Below are 16931 nucleotides of genomic sequence, written 5' to 3' on the forward strand. Positions count from 1 at the left end.
CACGGCACCGCCCCCGTACGGACCGTCTGCGATCGCGCCCACCGGCTTCGTTCGCGAGGCTGGGCTGAGCCGAGTCCGTACGTACGTCCCCAGGAGCAGGCATGCAGCAGGACAAGCACCCTTCCTACCATCCCGTCGTCTTCCGCGACCGCTCCGCGGGCTACGCCTTCCTGACCCGGTCCACCGCGTCCAGCGAGCAGACCATCCAGTGGGACGACGGGGAGACCTATCCCGTCATCGACGTAGAGATCTCCGCCGAGAGCCACCCCTTCTTCACCGGCAAGGCCCGGGTCGTGGACACCGAGGGGCAGGTCGCCAAGTTCGAGCGCCGATACGGGGAGGGAGAGCGCCCGTAAGCCCGCTGACCCCGCACTGCCCCAAAGTCTTCCGCCGCACCCTGGGCGCGGCGGAAGACTCCGGCCGTCTCCCTCGCTCACGAGGGTGGGGGAAGGCCAAGGGACCCGGCGAAGGACACCAGCCCGAACCCGGTGGGCACGGGCCCGTACACCAAGGTCGCCAACTTCCGGAGCCCGTCGTACGGGCTCTGCGGCAACCCCGAGTACTGGCAGCCGATGAAGCAGCAGATCGCCGGGATCCGGGTGCTCGGCCTCTCCAGGAGCGACAGCGCCAACCTGGCGTTCGTGAACGGCGAGGCGCCGGTCTTCCGACCGTCGACGTGACCGACACCCGGCATGCGCGGGGCAGGATCGGACTCAATGTGTTCGGTGGCCGCGCCTGCCAGGACACGTACGTACGCGCACTCTAGGAGAGATCCCACCCATGCCCGAAACGGTCGACACCCTCGGCTCACCCGGCTTGCCCGGCTTTCTGGTCATCGGCGAATGCGTCGCCGACATCGTCCGGTTGCCAGGCGAGGACGACCGCGTCCACCCCGGCGGCAGCCCGGCCAACGTCGCGTACGGACTCGCCAGACTCGGCCGGTCCAGCACCTTGCTCACCCAGCTCGGCCCGGATGCCGAGGGCCGGCTGATCGCGGCCCATCTGGCGTCCGCCGGAGTCGTGGTGCGTACCGACGGCTCCACCGGGTCCACCCCGTCCGCCTCGGTGGCGCTGGACGCGGCCGGGCAGGCCGCGTACACCTTCGCCATCACGTGGACGCTCTCCCCGGTGGAAGCGGAGCGGCCGCCGCACCATGTGCACACCGGCTCGATCGCGACGGTCATGGAGCCAGGCGCTGCCACCGTCCTTGCCGCATTGGAGTCACTGCGTGGCGCGGCGACCGTCAGCTACGACCCCAATGTGCGGGCGGCCCTGATGGGCGACCACGACGCAGCCGTCCGCCGGGTGGAGCGCTGTGTCGCACTGAGTGATGTGGTCAAGGCCAGCGACGAGGACCTGGCATGGCTGTACCCGGGGCAGTCCCCGGAGTCCGTCGCCGCGCGCTGGCTCGGCACGGGCGGCCCCGCCCTCGTCCTGGTCACCCGGGGAGCGGACGGCGCGCTTGCTTTCACTCGGGGCGCGCGGGCCGCGGTCGACGCGCTCCGTACCAAGGTCGTGGACACGGTGGGGGCGGGCGACGCCTTCATGTCGGGCACGCTGCACGCTCTCGCCGCGCACGGGCTGCTCGGCGCCGCAGGACGGGATGGACTGCGTGCCATCGATCCGGAGACCGTCACCGATGTGCTGCACCATGCGGCTGTCTCCGCGGCGCTCACCGTCGCACGCGCCGGTGCCAACCCGCCCGACGAACTGGAACTGCGTGCCGCGCTGACCCGCGCCTGAGAGCCTGTCGGGTGACCTACGTTCGCCCGATCGGAGGTCGCCCGACCGGCTCTGCACGGCCGTGCCGACCCGCTCGACGGAGCTCCGTCGAGCGGGTCGGTGGCACAGCGGGGCCCGCGGTTACACGTGCGGTGACGGGGGCATGTGCGGTGTGCTGTCGTCGTCGAGGAACTCCACGACCGCCAGGGCGAACAGCGCCGCCAGGGCGATCCACACCGTGACGAGCCCCGTCGGCCGGTCCCACACGAGCAGGACCGCCGCGGCGACCACGACGACCGTCCAGTTGAGCCACTGCTTCGCCCGGTGTACCCCGGCGCCGACCGGGCCTCCGGTGATCCCGGCCGCGTCGCGCACGGCGCCGATGCCGCCGTTCCACATGGACTTGACCCGGGCGGCGGCGCGGCCCTCGCCGGAGAGCCAGGCGGCGAGCGCCACCACCGTGCCCAGCGTGACCACGAGCCGGACCACGGCACGCAGCTGGACGACCAGGGCGTCGAAGACGGCACCGGCCGCCGGCTGCGACACCGAGTCCGGAAGACTGTCCAAGTAGAACGCGCGGAACACCCACAGCGCCAGGCCCAGTACCGCACCGCCCACCGCGATCGCGAGGGCCGCCGTGACCAGTGCACGGCGTCGGCGCACCGCGAGCAGCACCCCGCCCGCGGCAAGCACCAGGGTCACCACCGGAAGCCAGAACCCGGCCAGTTGGAGCAGCCGGAACCCCTTCTTGGCCTTGCCGATCGCGTCGGACGTCAGCACGGTGAAGTCGGTGTGGATCTCGGGGATCTTCGCGGCGATCGTCAGCCCGTGATCGACCAGGAGCTGCTTCACCCGGTCGATCACCGGGGCGAGATCGATGACAACCGTGTCGTTGGTCAGCTTCACGGCCCCGCCCCCACCGCCGGTCAGCGCCTTGACGGCCGCCGCGTGCGCGCCGCGGTTGAGAGCGACCCACACCTTCTCGAAGGCGTCCGAGGCCACGAACTTCTCCACGGTCCCGTGCACGAAGTTCGTGAGGCCCGTGGTCAGCGGGCCGCTCAGCCGCCCCAGCGCCTTGTCGAGGACCGGCCGGTCCGCCGGGGCCACCTCGGCAAGCAGCGCATGGACATCCAGATGTGTCATCACGGCATCGGTGACCCGGTTCGTCAGTGCTGCCTGCACGTCGGGGTCCGACGCCAGCGGTTTCATCATCGCCACATAGCGGTCGGTGTCGCCGACATCGTTCTTGGCCCAGACGGCGACGGCGCTCAGCGGCGTGAGGACGGCGGCGACGAGGATCAGCAGCACGGCGAAGACCGAGCGGACCCGGGGCCGGGACCGCACGGGCGTGCGCGCCTCCAGCTGCGTCACCCGCGCGCGCAGTGAGTCCAGTTCGTCGTTGGCTGAGTGAGGCTGTGACTCGTCGTGGTCCGCTGATGCCATGACCCCAGGGGATGCCCTGGGCTTCCGGGCAGCACGGCGAGTTGCTCCGTACAGGTGAGCCGGGGGCGCGTACCGGGCGTGAGCCGTTCGTGCTCGCGGGCTCCGCGCGCCCCCGTTCGGCCCAGTGAGCGCATCCTCGCCGGGGTGACGGCCGTTCGCCAGCCGGTGGGTCTGATCGGTTGCGGGGACCGGAGCAGCGAGTGCCGAGGGGACACGTACTCGACGGCGGCGCGCAACCGGATGCGGGGGCGGGTACGGGGCAGCGGAATCACCGGCTCCCGGCGCAGTCCGGCCTGGGCTTCCGCCGCACTTCGCCGGCCAGGAGCCCGCACGGACCACGCACAGTGCGCGACGGAAGGAATGGCACATGACGCAGGCTGACACCGGGGTCGCGGTGACGGGAGTGGGGCTGGTGACCCCCGCGGGCGCCGATGAACACGCCTTCTGGGCGGGGCTGTGCGCGGGACACTCCGTGGCGCGGCGCTGTGACGAACTGGCCGGCTTGGCGGTCGACTTCGCCTGTCCGGTCGACGGACTCGACCTGGACGCGGCGGTGGGCGGACGTTCGGCATGGCGGATGGCACGGTTTGTGAAACTGGCCCTGATCGCCGCCCGGCAGGCCGTCGCGGACGCCGGACTCTTCCCGGCTGACTGGGACGGCAGCAGGGTCGGCGTGGTGCTCGGCGTCGGTGTGGGCGGTGTCTCCGTCCTCGTCGACAACGTTCGCAAGCTCGACGGCGCAGGACCTGAGGCCGTCTCCCCGCTGCTGGTGCCGATGATGATCCCGAACGCGGCGGCCGGGGAGCTCGCCATCGCGCTGCGCGCTCAGGGGCCCAGTCTGGCGCCCGCCACCGCCTGCGCGTCCGGGGCGACCGCGATCGCCGTCGCCCGTGACCTGCTGACGAGGGGCCGATGTGATGTGGTCGTGGCGGGAGGTGCGGAGTCCGCGCTGACCTCGCTCGTGGTGGCGGCCTTCGCGAAGATGGGGGCGCTCTCCACCCGTACCGGCGATCCGGCGGGCGCGTCGCGACCGTTCGCCACGGACCGGGACGGGTTCGTCATCGGGGAGGGTGCCGCCGTGCTCGTACTGGAGCGGACTGCTGACGCGCGCGCCCGCGGCGCGCATCCGCGTGCGCTGCTGACCGGCGTGGGTTCCAGTACGGACGCCCACCACCCCACTGCCCCGACACCCGACGGGCGCGGCGCGCAGCGGGCGGTGGAGGCGGCGCTGCACGAGGCGGGCTGGGCGCCCCGCGAGGTCGACCACATCAACGCGCACGGCACATCCACTCCGTTGAACGACGCGATGGAGACCGCGCTCATCTCCCGGCTCTTCCCGCACCGGCCCTCGGTCACCGCTCCGAAGGGGGTGGTCGGACACACCCTCGCCGCATCCGGGGCGATCGAGGCGGTGGCGACCGTACTGACCCTGGAGCAGGGCATCGTGCCGCCGATCGCCAACCTGGATGCGTTGCCGGGCGGGTTCGCGCTCGACTGCGTGACCAAGGAGCCCCGCCGGCAGTCCGTCGAGCGCGCCGTCAGCCACTCCTTCGGCTTCGGCGGACACAACGTCGCTCTCGCCTTCCAGCGTGTCTGACCGGCCGGACCGCCCGCAGGTCCCGGTGGGAGCGGCGAGGTGTGTCCTCGCCGTTCCTTCATCGTTCTCCTGTTCATGACCGCAACGATCGACAGCACCACCGTCCACGGCACTGCTGACCTGTTGAGAGGCGTCCTCTTCGGCGTCAACTTCCTTCAGGAGCATGACTTCTGGCGTCGGCTGATCTCTACGGAACCATTCCGCTGCCCGGTCGGCCGCAGTGCCGACGAGCGTCTTGCCCTGACGTACGAACGGCTGAGGATCCTCAACAGCGCGCTCGAAAGCGCAGCAGGGCCCGCCGCCGACCCCCGCGCCCTCGCCGCCCTGCACGAGTGGCTCGGCCCGGTCGATCCGGCGCTCACCACCGTTGCGGGCATCCACTACAACCTCTTCCTCGGCAGCCTCCTCGACCACGCAGGCGACAACCGCCGTGACCTGTCGGACTTCCTCCGGTTGCGGCGCATCGGCACCTTCCTCTGTACGGAGGTGGCGCACGGCAATGACGCGGTGGCCATGGAGACCACGGCGACGTACGACCGCGCACGCGACGGGTTCGTGCTGCACACCCCGCACGCCGGGGCACAGAAGTTCATGCCCAACACCAGTCCGGCCGGCGGCCCCAAGGCCGGACTGGTTGCGGCGCGCCTGCTCGCCGACGGCGCCGACCACGGCGTCTTTCTCTTCCTGGTGCCGCTCACCGACGACACGCACGCTCTCCCGGGGGTACGCGTCCGCAGGCTGCCGGCGCGTCTGGGCAGCCCCGTCGACCACTGTCTGACCTCTTTCGACCGGGTCTTCGTGGGGCGTGACGCCCTGCTCGGCGGTCAGCACGGACGGATCGGCGACGACGGGGAGTTCAGCAGCGTTCTGCCCAATCGCAGGCGTCGCTTCCTCACCTCGATCGCACGCGTCACCGTCGGCAAGATTTCCATGAGCGCCTGCGCGGTCGGCTCCGCGCGCGCGACGCTCGCCGTCGCCGTGCGCTACGGGGGCCATCGGCACATCTCCGGGCCGCGCGCCACGGAACGCGTGCGGGTGATTGCCCACCGCAGCCATCACGGCCCGCTCGCCGAGGCCATGGCCACGGTGTTCGCGATGAGCCTGCTGCACCGCAGGGCCCTCGACCGCTGGGAGGAACAGCTCGGCACCGGTACGGAGACGGGACGGGCCGAGGCGGAGCGGCTGGTCGCCGTCGCGAAGGGGTGGATCACCTGGCAGGCCCGTGCCGTTGTTGTCGAGTGCCGCGAACGATGCGGAGCACAGGCGCTGTTGGAGAACAACGGCATGACCGAGCTGATCACCGGCGTGGAGGCGGTGATCACCGCCGAGGGCGACAACCTGGCCATCCACGCCAAGGCCGCCGCGGAAATGCTCTTCGCCGCCTCACCGGCCGTGGATGGCGGCACCTCGGACCGGGGGACCGGAGAGCTCGCCGACCCCCGGTTCCTGGGGTGGCTGCATGCGCGGGTGGAGGTCATCTGGTTCGCCCGCGCCAGGGAGCGGATGAGCAGCGCAGCGCACGGTGATCCGCTGGCGCGGTGGAACGCGGCGTCCGGGCCCGCCCTGCGGGGCGTCGAGGCGCACGCCCGCCGACAGGCGGCCGAGGCGTACGCGGAGGCGGTCGCAGAACTGCCGGAAGGTCCTGGCCTCGAGAGGCTGGCCGAACTGGAGCGGCTGTTCGCCCTCCAATGGGTGGCCCGCAACAGTGGCGATCTGCTCGCCGCCGGTCACCTGACCACTGATCAGGTCAACGCCCTGCCGGACGCCGTCGAGCAGCTGATCGCCGCCGTCGCCGGGCATCTGCCCGCCCTGATCGAGTCCTTCGCGCTGCCCGAAGAGGTGTTCGCGAACTGGCCCATCGCGGGCGCCGGCTACGTCGATGCGTACGACGATCCGGAGGCGTCCTGGCACACCACCGCCGAGGCGCAGGGGGAGCGGTGAATGCTTCGGACGAGCGCACCGCCGGGCGGCTGTGCCGGGTACGGGACGCGGTCGGGGCCCTCGGAGTCCGGGCCGTTCTGCTGGCGTACTGGGGGACCGAATCCGTCCTTTCCCGGCGCTGTACGAAGCCGCGGGTGATCGTTGGCGAAGCGGTTCGCCGCAAGGCGTAACCGGCAGATCGGGAGTCAGTTACTTCGGCGTCGGGACCGTGCGCTCCGCCGTCCCGGGCATCAGCAGAACCTGCAAGAACTGCGCGACCCGCACGACCTAGCGAAGAGGAAGATCATGAGCGCTATTCACCCCCAGATCACCGACGTTCTCACGAACACCTTCAAGGTGCCCGCCGCCGAGATCCTTCCGGGTTCCACGATGGACAGCCTGGAGATGGACTCCCTCGCCGTCGCCGAGTTCGCCGTCATCATCAAGGAGACGCTGGGGGTCGAGGCCAACTCCGACAAGCTCTACAAGGACGCCACCCTTGCCGACATCACGATGTTCATCGATGCCGTCGTGAGCGGCGACCCTGCGATGAGCAACGCCCGATGAACAGGCCTGCCGTCGCCGTCACCGGCCTGGGGATGATCACCCCGGTCGGCAACGACACCGACGCCACCTGGGACGGGGTGTGCGCCGGGGTCTCACCGGCCCGCACCGTCCCCGAGCTCGAAGGCTGCGCGATCGACTTCGCGTGCACGGTCTCCGGCATCGATCTGGACGAAGCGGTCGGCGGCCGTGCGGCTTTCCGGATGGGGAGGTACGTCAAGTTCGCCGTCCTCGCCGCACGGGAAGCGGTCGCGGACGCCGGACTGGACCCGGCCGACTGGGACGGCAGCCGGGTCGCCGTGGTCGTCGGCACCAGCAGCGGAGGCTCCGCGGGCCTGACCGAACAGGCCGTTGCCCTCGACCGGCGCGGACCCGGGGCCACCTCGCCGGCGGGGATCCTCCTCACCATTCCGAACATGCCCGCGGCGGAGATCGCCATCCGGATGGGGGCGACCGGTCCCAGCCTGGCGCCGTGCACCGCCTGTTCGTCCGGGGTCACCGCGCTCTCCGTCGCGCGGGACCTGCTGGTCACCGGGCAGTGCGACCTCGCGATCGCCGGAGCCACCGAGTCGATCGTCTTCCCGGTCGCCATGACCGGATTCGCGCGGTCCGGTGCCGCCGCCACGAGGGACGGCGACCCAGCCCGCCTCTGCCGGCCGTTCGCGGCCGACCGTGCCGGTCTGGTCATGGGGGAGGGTGCCGCCGTCATGGTGCTGGAACGGGCGGATGACGCACGGGCCCGGGCAGCGGTCCCGCGGGCGTTGCTCGCCGGGACGGGCGCCACCACCGACGCCCACCATCCCACCAGTCCGCACCCGTCCGGCGCCGTCGCCCGGGCCGCGGTCGAGGCCGCGCTGCGCGACGCGGACTGGGCGGCCGAGGACGTCGAGCACGTCAACGCGCACGGCACGTCGACACCGCTGGGCGACGCCACCGAAGCCGCTCTCATCAGCCGGGCCTACCCGCACCGGCCACCCGTCACCGCCCCCAAGGGGGTACTGGGCCACTGCATGGGAGCTGCCGGAGCCATCGAGGCGGGGCTGACGATCCTCACGCTGCAGCGCGGGGTCGTACCGCCGATCGCCAACCTGGACGCCCCGGCGACCGAGTTCGACATCGACTGCGTCACCGGACAGCCCCGCCTCCGGCCCGTCCGGCGCGCCGTGAGCCACTCCTTCGGGTTCGGCGGCCACAACGCCGTGGTCGCCCTCCAGCGTCCGTAGGCAGGGGGCGGCACATGCCGGGGCGGTACGGCCGGGGCGCCGTTGGCCCCACCGCACCGCCGACGAGCCGCGCGGAGCAGCGTGATAGCTTGCCAAAGCCAGTCAAACTCCACGTAGGGGCCAGGGAATCCGGTGCGAATCCGGAGCTGACGCGCAGCGGTGAGGGGGACGGGCGGGGCCACGGCCACTGGGACATCCACGGGTGTCCTGGGAAGGCGTCCCGTCCGAAGGAACCCGAGTCCGAAGACCTGCTGGCACCTGCCGCCCGGTACCGGGCGACAGCACTCCGTACAGCGGGCTCCGCGCATGAGCCCTGAGACGCAGAGGGACTCCGTGCCGTCCATAGCCAGCCCCGCCCGCGCTGCCGCCCTGTTCTCGGCGGCACTCCTCCTGCTGACCGCGTGCGGCGGAGGGACCGACAACTCCACGGCCAAGTCAGCTGATGGCGAAGGCTATCCGGTGACGCTCAGGAACTGCGGCCGCACCGTCACCGTCGAAGCCGCTCCGCACCACGCCGTCTCCGTCGACCAGGGATCGACGGAGATCCTGCTCTCCCTCGGCCTCGCCGACCGGCTGGCGGCCACAGCCACCTGGACCGACCCGGTGATGAAGGGGCTGGAGAAGGCCAACGCGAAGGTGCCACGCCTCTCGGAGAACCGGCCGTCGTCGGAGAAGGTCCTCGACCAGGAACCCGACTTCGTCAGCGCCTCGTTCGAATCGACCCTGGCCAAGGGCGGCGTCGCCCCCCGTGAACAGTTCGAGGAGCTCGGTGTCCCCACCTACGTGTCGCCCGCCGACTGCACCGGCAAGGACAACACCGGCGGCGGCGACGGAGCGCGTACCGAAGCACTGACCATGGACAGCGTCTACGGTGAAGTGCGCGACCTGGCCGCGGTGTTCGGTGTCCCGCAGCGCGGCGACGAGCTCGTCGCCCGGCTGCGGGAGCGGGTGAAGAAGGCCACCGACGGCATCGACGCCTCCGACGCCACTCTCCTCTACTGGTTCTCCGACTCCAAGGCCCCGTACCTGGCAGGCTGCTGCGGCGCACCCGGCGTCATCACCAGGGAGCTCGGAGCGAAGAACGTCTTCGACGACACCCATGAGGAATGGCCCCAGATCAGCTGGGAGACCGTCGCCGACCGCAACCCCGACGTCCTGGTCATCGGCGATCTGACGCGCAGGGCACAGACCGCCGAGAGCGCCGCGAAGAAGATCGAGTTCCTGGAGTCCAATCCCGCGACGAAGAACATGGACGCCGTCAAGCACAAGCGGTACGTGCTGCTCAGCGGGCAGGCCATGAACCCGTCCATCCGGACGGTCGAGGGTCTGGAACAGGTCGCCGCCGGACTGCGGACGTTCGGGCTCGCCGGGTGACGGACACCGAACGGGTCGCAGGGGTACGTACGGAGCAGGCACCCGGAACCGATGCACACCGCAGGGCCGGTGGCGCACGGGGGCTGCGCGACGGTGTGCTGTGGGCCGCGGGCGTCGCCCTGCTCGCCCTGTCCGTCGCCGTCGCCGTCACCATCGGCCCTGCCCGGATCTCCGTCGCCGACGTCTGGTCCGCGGTGGCCGCCCATCTCGGGTTGGGCGACTCGCGGCTCACCCCGATCCGGGACGGCATCATCTGGAACCTGCGCATGCCCCGTACTCTGCTCGCCGCCGTGTGCGGCGCCGGACTCGCGGTGTGCGGCACGGTCATGCAGTCCCTGCTCCGCAACCCGCTCGCCGACCCGTTCGTCCTTGGCGTCTCCTCCGGGGCGTCGACGGGCGCGGTCGTGGTCGTGGTACTCGGGGTGGGCGGGGGAGCGGTGTCGATCTCGACCGGGGCGTTCATCGGGGCGCTCTGCTCGTTCACCCTGGTGCTGCTGCTCAGTCATACCCTCGGCGGTACGCCGGACCGGGTCGTCCTCTCCGGCGTCGCGGCCATGCAGTTGTTCTCCGCGCTGACCTCTTTTGTGGTGATGACCTCGGCCGACGCCGAGCAGACCCGCGGCGTGCTGTTCTGGTTGCTCGGCTCGCTCAGCGGGGTCGGCTGGACTGATGTGTGGGTCTGCTTCACCGTGCTCGTCGTGACCTTGCTGATCTCTCTGGGCCACGCCCGTACGCTTGACGCCTTCGCCTTCGGTCAGGACGCGGCCGCCGCCCTGGGAGTCGATGTCGGCCGCACCCGGATCGTGCTGCTCTGCACGACCGCGCTGCTGACCGCCGCGCTCGTCAGCTCGGCGGGTGCCATCGGCTTTGTCGGGCTGGTGCTGCCTCATGCCGCCCGGGCGCTCACCGGCTCCGGACACCGGCGGCTGCTACCGGTCACCGCGCTGGCCGGGGCGGTGTTCCTCGTCTGGGTCGACACGCTCGCCCGGACCGTCCTCGCGCCGCAGGAGGTGCCGGTGGGCGTCGTCACCGCCCTCATCGGCGTACCCGCGTTCGTCCTGGTCCTGTACCGCACCCGGAGGACCACATGACATCCATCAGGGCCGCCGCAGGTCTGCGCGCCCAGCGGGTCTCCCGGGAGGCGGGCGGCCGTCTCGTCCTCGACGGAGTCTCCCTCGTCCCCCCGCCCGGTGCGACCGTCGGACTCCTCGGCCCCAACGGGTCGGGCAAGTCCACGCTGCTGCGGGTGCTCGCGGGGGTCCTCGCGCCGGCGGCGGGCGTGGTGACGCTCGACGGCGAACCACTCGCCGCGATCGGCCGGCGCACCGTCGCGCAGCGGGTCGCCGTGGTAGACCAGCACGCCGACACCCAGGTCGAGCTGCGCGTCCGGGACGTTGTGGGGCTCGGCCGCATTCCGCACCGCCGCGCCTGGTCGGCGCCCAGCCGCGCGGACGAAGACGCGGTACGCGAGGCACTGGAACGCACTGGACTCGCCGAACGCAGCGACCAGTCCTGGCACACGCTCTCCGGGGGCGAGCGCCAGCGTGTCCAGATCGCCCGCGCACTGGCGCAGCAGCCGCGTGAACTGCTGCTGGACGAGCCGACGAACCATCTCGACATCCAGCACCAGCTGGAGCTGTTGTCCCTGGTCACCTCGCTGCCCGTCACCGGTGTCATCGCCCTGCACGACCTCAATCTGGCCGCGATGTTCTGCGACCGGATCGTCGTCATGAACGAGGGGCGGGTGGTAGCCGCCGGTACCCCGGCAGAGGTGATCACCGAGGAACTCATCGCGGACGTGTACCGGGTACGGGCGGTGGTCACCCAGGACGGCCCGGACGGGCGGCCCTCGGTGAGGTTTCTGCCCGGACGGGCGCAGTAGCCGGACATACGGAAGCAGGAGGTGGAACCCGGCGCGGTGCGGGCCCACCCCTGGCCTGTCCGCTCCCGGGAGCCGTGCCCGCCGGGTCGCCGGGACCGGCGGTGGAACTCACCTGGTGAGGCCGTAGTGACGGTAGAGCTCCTCCTCCTCGGAGACGGAGAGATGCGCATCCGCGTCCACCCTCGGGGCGCCTTTCACGCGGTCCTTCGGATGGGGAATGTGCAGATCGGAGCCCACGCGGCGAGCGCCGTCCAGGGGCACGAAATTCTCCTTCATGCCGAACAGGCCGGTCTTCACCGTGATCCAGTCCGGTCTGCCGGTCGCGTCGTCGAGATACACCCGCCCCACGGTGCCGACCTTCTCGCCCCTGGGGTCGTACACCGTCAGGCCGTCGAGCTCCTTGGCATCCGTGAAACCGTCAGCTGCTCCCATGACCGGTTCCTCCTCGCCCGGGCGCGCGTCCCGTGGGCAGCTCTCCACCAAGGAAGGCGCGTCCGGCTTCCATCGCGCCTCACCCGGATGGGCGATGCAAGTTCCCGGCCCGGAACGACGGCCCCTCGCATCCGGGTCGGCAGCGTGCCATGCCGGTGGTGGGGGAACAGTCCGGCGTTGGACCGTTCGAGTGAGATCGTGACGGTGTGGAGGCGTCCGCGGGAGTGCGGACGGGCACCCCGGGCGGTCCGGTCGAACGACGCGCCGGCTGCACCGGTCTCCGTGTCACGGGCACGCCGCCGCCTCGGCAAGCACGAGCGAACGCGCGCGTTTCTCGCGGTGTCAGGCATGCGGACTCCGCGCCGGAGGCCCGACCTCGATGATGGTGGCCCTGCCCGCCACGGGTTTCCCCTCGTGCATCGTGATCATGTCGCCGGGGCACTAGCGCACTGCGTGTCCATCGCGTCCGCCATAGGATCTGCACCCTGCCCCGGCCGCCGCCGGTCCGGAGCCGACGACCGTACAGGAGAGGCCCGTTGAACACCCCGCCGATAAGTGATCAGGCCGCAGCGCACCGCATGGACCCGGCCGGAGGGTGCCCGCACGCCGACAACGCGCGGCTGCTCGCCCGGGGTGCCGTGGCGTCCGTCGTGCTCCCCGGGGAGGTGCCGGGGGTGGCGGTGCTCGGGCACGATGCGCTCAGGGAGTTCCTCGCCCACTCTGATGTCGCCAAGGGCGCAGCCCATTTCGCCGCGCTGACCGAAGGACTGATCCCCGACGGCTGGCCACTGCGGACCTTCGCCACTGTGCAGGGCATGACCACCGCCGACGACGAGGACCACCGGCGGCTGCGCTCGCTGGTCAGCAAGGCGTTCACCGCACGGCGGGTGGAACAGCTCCGGCCGCGCATCGAAGTCCTCACCGCCGAACTGCTCGACCGTGTCGACGTCATGGCCGCCGAGGGGGACGGGACGGTGGACCTGCGCGCGGGGTTCGCGCTGCCGCTGCCGCTGGGGGGCATCTGCGAGCTCCTCGGGGTGGACGAGCGGCACCAGGACCGACTGCACCATCTGTCGAACCAGATCGTCTCCACCGACATCGGCCCCGCGGAGGCCATGGCCGCCAACCGGGAGCTGGTGGAACTGCTGAGCACCGTTGCCGCCGCCCGGGCCGAGCAGCCCGGCGACGACCTGATCAGCGCGCTGATCTCGGCCCGCGACGAGGGCGGTGACCGGCTCAGTCAGCAGGAACTCATCGGCACCCTGCTGCTGATGATCATCGCCGGTCACGAGACCACGCTGAACCTGATCGCCAACGCCGTGCGTGCCCTGTGCACCCACCGGGACCAGCTCGGCCTGGTCACCTCGGGCCGGGCGGGGTGGCCGGACGTGGTGGAGGAGACACTGCGCTGGGACAGCCCGGTCAGCTACTTCCCGTTCCGCTACCCGACCCGTGACCTGAGCCTCGACGGGACCGTCATCCCGAAAGGCACCCCTGTACTCGCCGGATACTCGGCCGCCGGACGGGACACCGCGGCGCACGGCCCGGACGCCGACCGCTTCGACGTCACTCGGCCGGCCAGGACCTCGGCGGCGCGTCACCTCTCCCTCGGGCACGGGCCGCACTACTGTCTGGGAGCGCCGCTCGCCCGAATGGAGGCGACGATCGCGCTGGAACAGCTGTTCCGCCGCTTCCCGGAACTTGAGATGACCGTCCCCGACGCGGAGCTGCCCCGGCACGCAAGCTTCGTCGGCAACGGCGTGCGGAACCTGCGGGTGCGGCTCCGGCCCGACACGGATTCCGACGCGCGCTGAGGCCCGGCACCGCATCGCACGGCACACCACAGTCGCCCGGCAGCCGAGCTGCCGGGCCACCGCCACATCTTCGCCGACAGGTCCGTGGTCGGCGCGCTCGTGGCGATGCTCGTCGGCCGCATCCCGCCGAGCATCATCCGCACGGAGTGGTGCCGCCCCTGCCGCATATGATCGACAGACCGTTTCCGACCGTCGTCCTGCCGTGCCACCAGGGGTGCACCATCTGTTCCGTACGCGTCCGCCCACCCGGACACCGCGGCGAGCTGCTGACCCGGCAGGAGGACGGTCTCACCTTGCACCACCTCGTCTGGCGGCTTGGACCCGGCTGGCGGGTGTGCAGCAGCGCCGTACTCGGCGGCGGCATCGGAATGCGCGAGTGGATCCTCAACGCCCAGGTGCCCGGCGGTTATCCGCGCCTCGACCCCGACCGGCACCTCGCCGAGATCGCCGCCGCCGAAGCGCTCACCGGTCCCGGCGCCGGACTGATGACCGCGGCCGATGTCACCGCGTACACCGTCGCCGACGACGAGGGCGTCACCGCCACCGCCACCAGCGGTCTGGGAGTACGGGGCTGGGCCGCCGACCCGGCCGCGGGACACGCCGGGCCGCTGTCGCCGGGCACGGTGAACATCGTCGTGACCGTCCCGGTGGCCCTTTCCGACGCCGCTCTGGTCAATGCCGTCGCGACCGCCACCGAGGCGAAGGTCCAGGCGCTCCTGGACGCCGGACTCGACTGCTCCGGCACCCCCACCGACGCGGTGTGCATCGCCTCACCGGAGCCTGCACCCGGCGCGGCCGGGGAACCGTTCGCGGGCCCGCGCTCGACGTGGGGATCACGACTCGCCCGAGCCGTGCACACCGCCGTACGCGAGGGCGCACTGCGGCACCCTTGACCACGAACCGCCCACGCGCCGACGAAGGGACCCTTGCTCTCATGACGTCCACTCCTGCCAACTCCATCCCCGAGCGGCCGACCGTGGCCGTCCTCGGCACCGGGATCATGGGATCCGCGATGGCCCGGAGTTTGCTCCGCGCGGGAATCGACGTCCGCGCCTGGAACCGTACGCAGGCCAAGGCGGCCCGCCTCGCCGCCGACGGCGCCACGGTCACCGAAACGGCGGAGGAAGCCGTACGCGGCGCCGACGTCATCCTGACGATGCTGAAAGACGGACTCTCCGTGGCCTCCGCACTCACCGCCGCGGCGCCCGGGGTGCAACGCGGCCAGGTCCTGCTGCAGAGCTCAACCGTCGGGACCGACGCCACCACCGAACTCGCCCAGAGGGCGGCAGACTTGGGGCTCGTCTATCTCGACGCTCCGGTTGCGGGTACCAAGCAGCCCGCGGAACAGGGAGCGTTGACGGTCTTCGTTTCCGGTCCGTCCGCTGTCCGCCCGTCGGTGAACCCTGTGCTGAACGCGATCGGACAGCGCACGGTCTGGGTCGGCGAAACACCGGGCGCCGCCTCGCGACTGAAGCTCGTGGTCAACACCTGGGTGATCAACATGGTGAGCAGCATCGCCGAGTGCCTGAACCTCGCGGAGGGGCTGGGCATCGACCCGCAGTCGTTCCTCGACGTGATGAAGGGCGGCCCGCTGGATTCCGCGTATCTTCAGGGCAAGTCCGCCGCGGTCCTCTCCGGCGACCTCACCCCGAGCTTCACCCTGTCAACCGCGCTCAAGGACACCCGCCTCATCCTTGCGGCCGCCGAACAGACCGGGGTGACGCTGGATCTCGTGGCCGCGTCGGCGAACCGGTTCACGCGTGCGGAGGAGGCGGGACACGGCGGCGAGGACATGATCGCCACTTACTACGCGGGCCGCCCCGCGGAGAAGGACGACGACTGAGAGGAGCGGGAGAGAACAGAACCGCCCCACCGGTACGGGGGAGCCCGGTGGGACGGCCACTATCAGACTGCCACACGAGTCGGCCCAATGTGGCGCGACCGGTCGGTAGGGCTGTTGCGTCGAAACCGATTCCGGACCGGGCAGCGGGGTGGGTCGGCCGCGCGAGTGCGGGTGTCCCACGACGGTCTAGTGACGGCGGGGGAGTCCTGCGTCGTGCACGAGTGGCTGCTGAGTCCTGAGAAGCGCGCCGTGTCCCCCGTCTCCAGCAGATAGTGAATCGTCATTCCACTCTGGGACCTTCACACTCCCGGCCAGCCAGTCGCTCCGCAGGATCGCATAACCGACCGTGTCGTGAAACGTCCCATCCTGGGCCGGCCAGGCGTCCCGGTAATGTGCTTCCTTGGCATAGCCGCAGCGCAGGAAAACGCGCCGCATCGGGCGGTTGTCCTGGCGTGTGGTGCCCTCGATGCGGCGCACCTCCGGGAACTCCTCGAACAGGTACCGCGTCAGCCAGGCCACTGCCTGGACGCCGATGCCGCGGCCTCGGTGCCCGGCCCGGATCCGCAGGTCGAACAAGGGCGTGTCGTCCGCCAGGTCCATGAGCCGGACCAGGCCGACGGTCTCCTCACCGTCGACGATCCAGAAACTCCTGTTCTCCTCGCTGTCGAACCGCCTCTCGGCGATCCACTGCCGCGCCGTCGCCTGATCCACCGTGCTGACGCTGTGGAATGGCCAGCTCTCGCTGGTCAGGAAGCGGATCAGGGGATCGGTGTCCGAGGCGAGGAAACGCCGGAAAGTGATGTCCATGACGGGTAGTTTATGATGTAAGGCTGCCCCGCACGGGCTACGCCGGATCAGCGGCCGTCTTCTCAACTCCGCTTCACTGAAGGGCACTCCGAGGCGGATGAAGCCTTGGCCGTGTTCGGTACGCCGGCGTCACCGGTTCGCTGCGAGCGCGGAACTGATGTCCTGTTGTCGAGAGCAATCAGTTCTGAGGGCGGCGAGGTAGCTGACCCGGCTGTCCTGGCCCAGCTGTCCTGGTCCAGTGCCGCCCACTGGAACGCAGAGTTCCTGTGGGCATCGAAGAGGTCGCTGAGGATGATCGGCGGTAGCTCCC

Annotated in this window: 14 protein-coding genes, 2 pseudogenes and 1 riboswitch; of the genes and pseudogenes, 13 read left to right on the forward strand and 3 right to left on the reverse strand. The window is 71.0% G+C overall.

Translation table 11 applies throughout. The features are described 5' to 3' along the window. Positions 1–101: 101 nt before the first annotated feature. The 3 genes from ACIBB8_RS30950 to ACIBB8_RS30960 all read left to right on the forward strand — a co-directional run bounded on the left by ACIBB8_RS30950 (position 102) and on the right by ACIBB8_RS30960 (position 1743). Positions 102–356, forward strand: a complete 255-nt coding sequence (locus ACIBB8_RS30950; RefSeq protein ID WP_358860090.1) for a type B 50S ribosomal protein L31 — start codon at positions 102–104, stop codon at positions 354–356. A 132-nt stretch (positions 357–488) separates the two neighbouring features. Continuing rightward, the gene (locus tag ACIBB8_RS30955) at positions 489–680 is read left to right on the forward strand and encodes a hypothetical protein (protein ID WP_398957729.1); all 192 of its coding nucleotides are present in this window, start codon (positions 489–491) and stop codon (positions 678–680) included. A gap of 100 nt (positions 681–780) precedes the next feature. Next, positions 781–1743, forward strand: coding sequence for a carbohydrate kinase (locus tag ACIBB8_RS30960; RefSeq protein WP_398957731.1), 963 nt, complete (start codon positions 781–783; stop codon positions 1741–1743). 120 nt (positions 1744–1863) lie between these two features. Here ACIBB8_RS30960 and ACIBB8_RS30965 read toward each other — a convergent pair whose 3' ends face one another. Continuing rightward, the gene (locus ACIBB8_RS30965; protein ID WP_398957734.1) at positions 1864–3165 is read right to left on the reverse strand and encodes a hypothetical protein; all 1302 of its coding nucleotides are present in this window, start codon (positions 3163–3165) and stop codon (positions 1864–1866) included. A gap of 367 nt (positions 3166–3532) precedes the next feature. On the opposite strand from ACIBB8_RS30965, the gene ACIBB8_RS30970 reads away from it, so the two are divergent. The 7 genes and pseudogenes from ACIBB8_RS30970 (at position 3533) to ACIBB8_RS31000 (ending at position 11725) form a co-directional block, all read left to right on the forward strand. Next, a complete protein-coding gene (locus tag ACIBB8_RS30970; RefSeq protein WP_398957736.1) occupies positions 3533–4762 on the forward strand; it encodes a beta-ketoacyl-[acyl-carrier-protein] synthase family protein in 1230 nt (409 codons plus the stop codon). Positions 4763–4837: 75 nt separating this feature from the next. Next, positions 4838–6873, forward strand: a pseudogene (locus tag ACIBB8_RS30975) (acyl-CoA dehydrogenase). Positions 6874–6988: 115 nt separating this feature from the next. Further along, entirely contained in the window at positions 6989–7249 is a 261-nt protein-coding gene (locus ACIBB8_RS30980; RefSeq protein WP_398957738.1) for an acyl carrier protein, read from the forward strand. Continuing rightward, complete coding sequence (locus ACIBB8_RS30985; RefSeq protein ID WP_398957740.1) at positions 7246–8469, forward strand: beta-ketoacyl-[acyl-carrier-protein] synthase family protein; 1224 nt, start codon at positions 7246–7248, stop codon at positions 8467–8469. Before ACIBB8_RS30980 ends, ACIBB8_RS30985 begins: the two co-directional genes overlap by 4 nt. Positions 8470–8551: 82 nt before the next feature. Beyond that, a riboswitch (cobalamin riboswitch) is annotated at positions 8552–8740 on the forward strand. Positions 8741–8775: 35 nt separating this feature from the next. Continuing rightward, positions 8776–9843, forward strand: coding sequence for an ABC transporter substrate-binding protein (locus ACIBB8_RS30990; RefSeq protein WP_398957742.1), 1068 nt, complete (start codon positions 8776–8778; stop codon positions 9841–9843). Beyond that, complete coding sequence (locus ACIBB8_RS30995; RefSeq protein WP_398957744.1) at positions 9840–10934, forward strand: FecCD family ABC transporter permease; 1095 nt, start codon at positions 9840–9842, stop codon at positions 10932–10934. Before ACIBB8_RS30990 ends, ACIBB8_RS30995 begins: the two co-directional genes overlap by 4 nt. Continuing rightward, complete coding sequence (locus tag ACIBB8_RS31000; RefSeq protein WP_398957747.1) at positions 10931–11725, forward strand: ABC transporter ATP-binding protein; 795 nt, start codon at positions 10931–10933, stop codon at positions 11723–11725. Before ACIBB8_RS30995 ends, ACIBB8_RS31000 begins: the two co-directional genes overlap by 4 nt. Positions 11726–11836: 111 nt before the next feature. On the opposite strand, the pseudogene ACIBB8_RS31005 reads toward ACIBB8_RS31000, so the two are convergent. Continuing rightward, positions 11837–12157 (reverse strand): annotated as a pseudogene (locus tag ACIBB8_RS31005) (PRC-barrel domain-containing protein); the annotation flags it as partial. Between the two features lie 578 nt (positions 12158–12735). Here ACIBB8_RS31005 and ACIBB8_RS31010 point away from each other — a divergent pair. The 3 genes from ACIBB8_RS31010 (at position 12736) to ACIBB8_RS31020 (ending at position 15814) form a co-directional block, all read left to right on the forward strand. Continuing rightward, the gene (locus tag ACIBB8_RS31010; RefSeq protein ID WP_398957781.1) at positions 12736–13971 is read left to right on the forward strand and encodes a cytochrome P450; all 1236 of its coding nucleotides are present in this window, start codon (positions 12736–12738) and stop codon (positions 13969–13971) included. 167 nt (positions 13972–14138) lie between these two features. Then, on the forward strand, positions 14139–14864 hold the full coding sequence (locus tag ACIBB8_RS31015) for an adenosylcobinamide amidohydrolase (RefSeq protein ID WP_398957749.1): 726 nt from the start codon (positions 14139–14141) through the stop codon (positions 14862–14864). Between the two features lie 41 nt (positions 14865–14905). Further along, on the forward strand, positions 14906–15814 hold the full coding sequence (locus ACIBB8_RS31020) for an NAD(P)-dependent oxidoreductase (protein ID WP_398957753.1): 909 nt from the start codon (positions 14906–14908) through the stop codon (positions 15812–15814). A 186-nt stretch (positions 15815–16000) separates the two neighbouring features. On the opposite strand, the gene ACIBB8_RS31025 is transcribed toward ACIBB8_RS31020, so the two are convergent. After that, positions 16001–16621 (reverse strand): GNAT family N-acetyltransferase, encoded by a 621-nt coding sequence (locus ACIBB8_RS31025; protein ID WP_398957755.1) that lies wholly within the window; start codon positions 16619–16621, stop codon positions 16001–16003. Between the last annotated feature and the right edge of the window lie 310 nt (positions 16622–16931).

The organism is Streptomyces sp. NPDC051286 (genome assembly GCF_044455345.1).
GTDB lineage: Bacteria > Actinomycetota > Actinomycetes > Streptomycetales > Streptomycetaceae > Streptomyces.

Coding starts and splice junctions, on each gene's coding strand:
- ACIBB8_RS30950 (WP_358860090.1), top strand. CDS start 102: ATGCAGCAGGACAAGCACCCTTCCTACCATCCCGTCGTCTTCCGCGAC.
- ACIBB8_RS31020 (WP_398957753.1), top strand. CDS start 14,906: ATGACGTCCACTCCTGCCAACTCCATCCCCGAGCGGCCGACCGTGGCC.
- ACIBB8_RS30965 (WP_398957734.1), bottom strand. CDS start 3,165: ATGGCATCAGCGGACCACGACGAGTCACAGCCTCACTCAGCCAACGAC.
- ACIBB8_RS31025 (WP_398957755.1), bottom strand. CDS start 16,621: ATGGACATCACTTTCCGGCGTTTCCTCGCCTCGGACACCGATCCCCTG.
- ACIBB8_RS30970 (WP_398957736.1), top strand. CDS start 3,533: ATGACGCAGGCTGACACCGGGGTCGCGGTGACGGGAGTGGGGCTGGTG.
- ACIBB8_RS30960 (WP_398957731.1), top strand. CDS start 781: ATGCCCGAAACGGTCGACACCCTCGGCTCACCCGGCTTGCCCGGCTTT.
- ACIBB8_RS30990 (WP_398957742.1), top strand. CDS start 8,776: ATGAGCCCTGAGACGCAGAGGGACTCCGTGCCGTCCATAGCCAGCCCC.
- ACIBB8_RS31000 (WP_398957747.1), top strand. CDS start 10,931: ATGACATCCATCAGGGCCGCCGCAGGTCTGCGCGCCCAGCGGGTCTCC.
- ACIBB8_RS31015 (WP_398957749.1), top strand. CDS start 14,139: ATGATCGACAGACCGTTTCCGACCGTCGTCCTGCCGTGCCACCAGGGG.
- ACIBB8_RS30980 (WP_398957738.1), top strand. CDS start 6,989: ATGAGCGCTATTCACCCCCAGATCACCGACGTTCTCACGAACACCTTC.
- ACIBB8_RS30985 (WP_398957740.1), top strand. CDS start 7,246: ATGAACAGGCCTGCCGTCGCCGTCACCGGCCTGGGGATGATCACCCCG.
- ACIBB8_RS31010 (WP_398957781.1), top strand. CDS start 12,736: ATGGACCCGGCCGGAGGGTGCCCGCACGCCGACAACGCGCGGCTGCTC.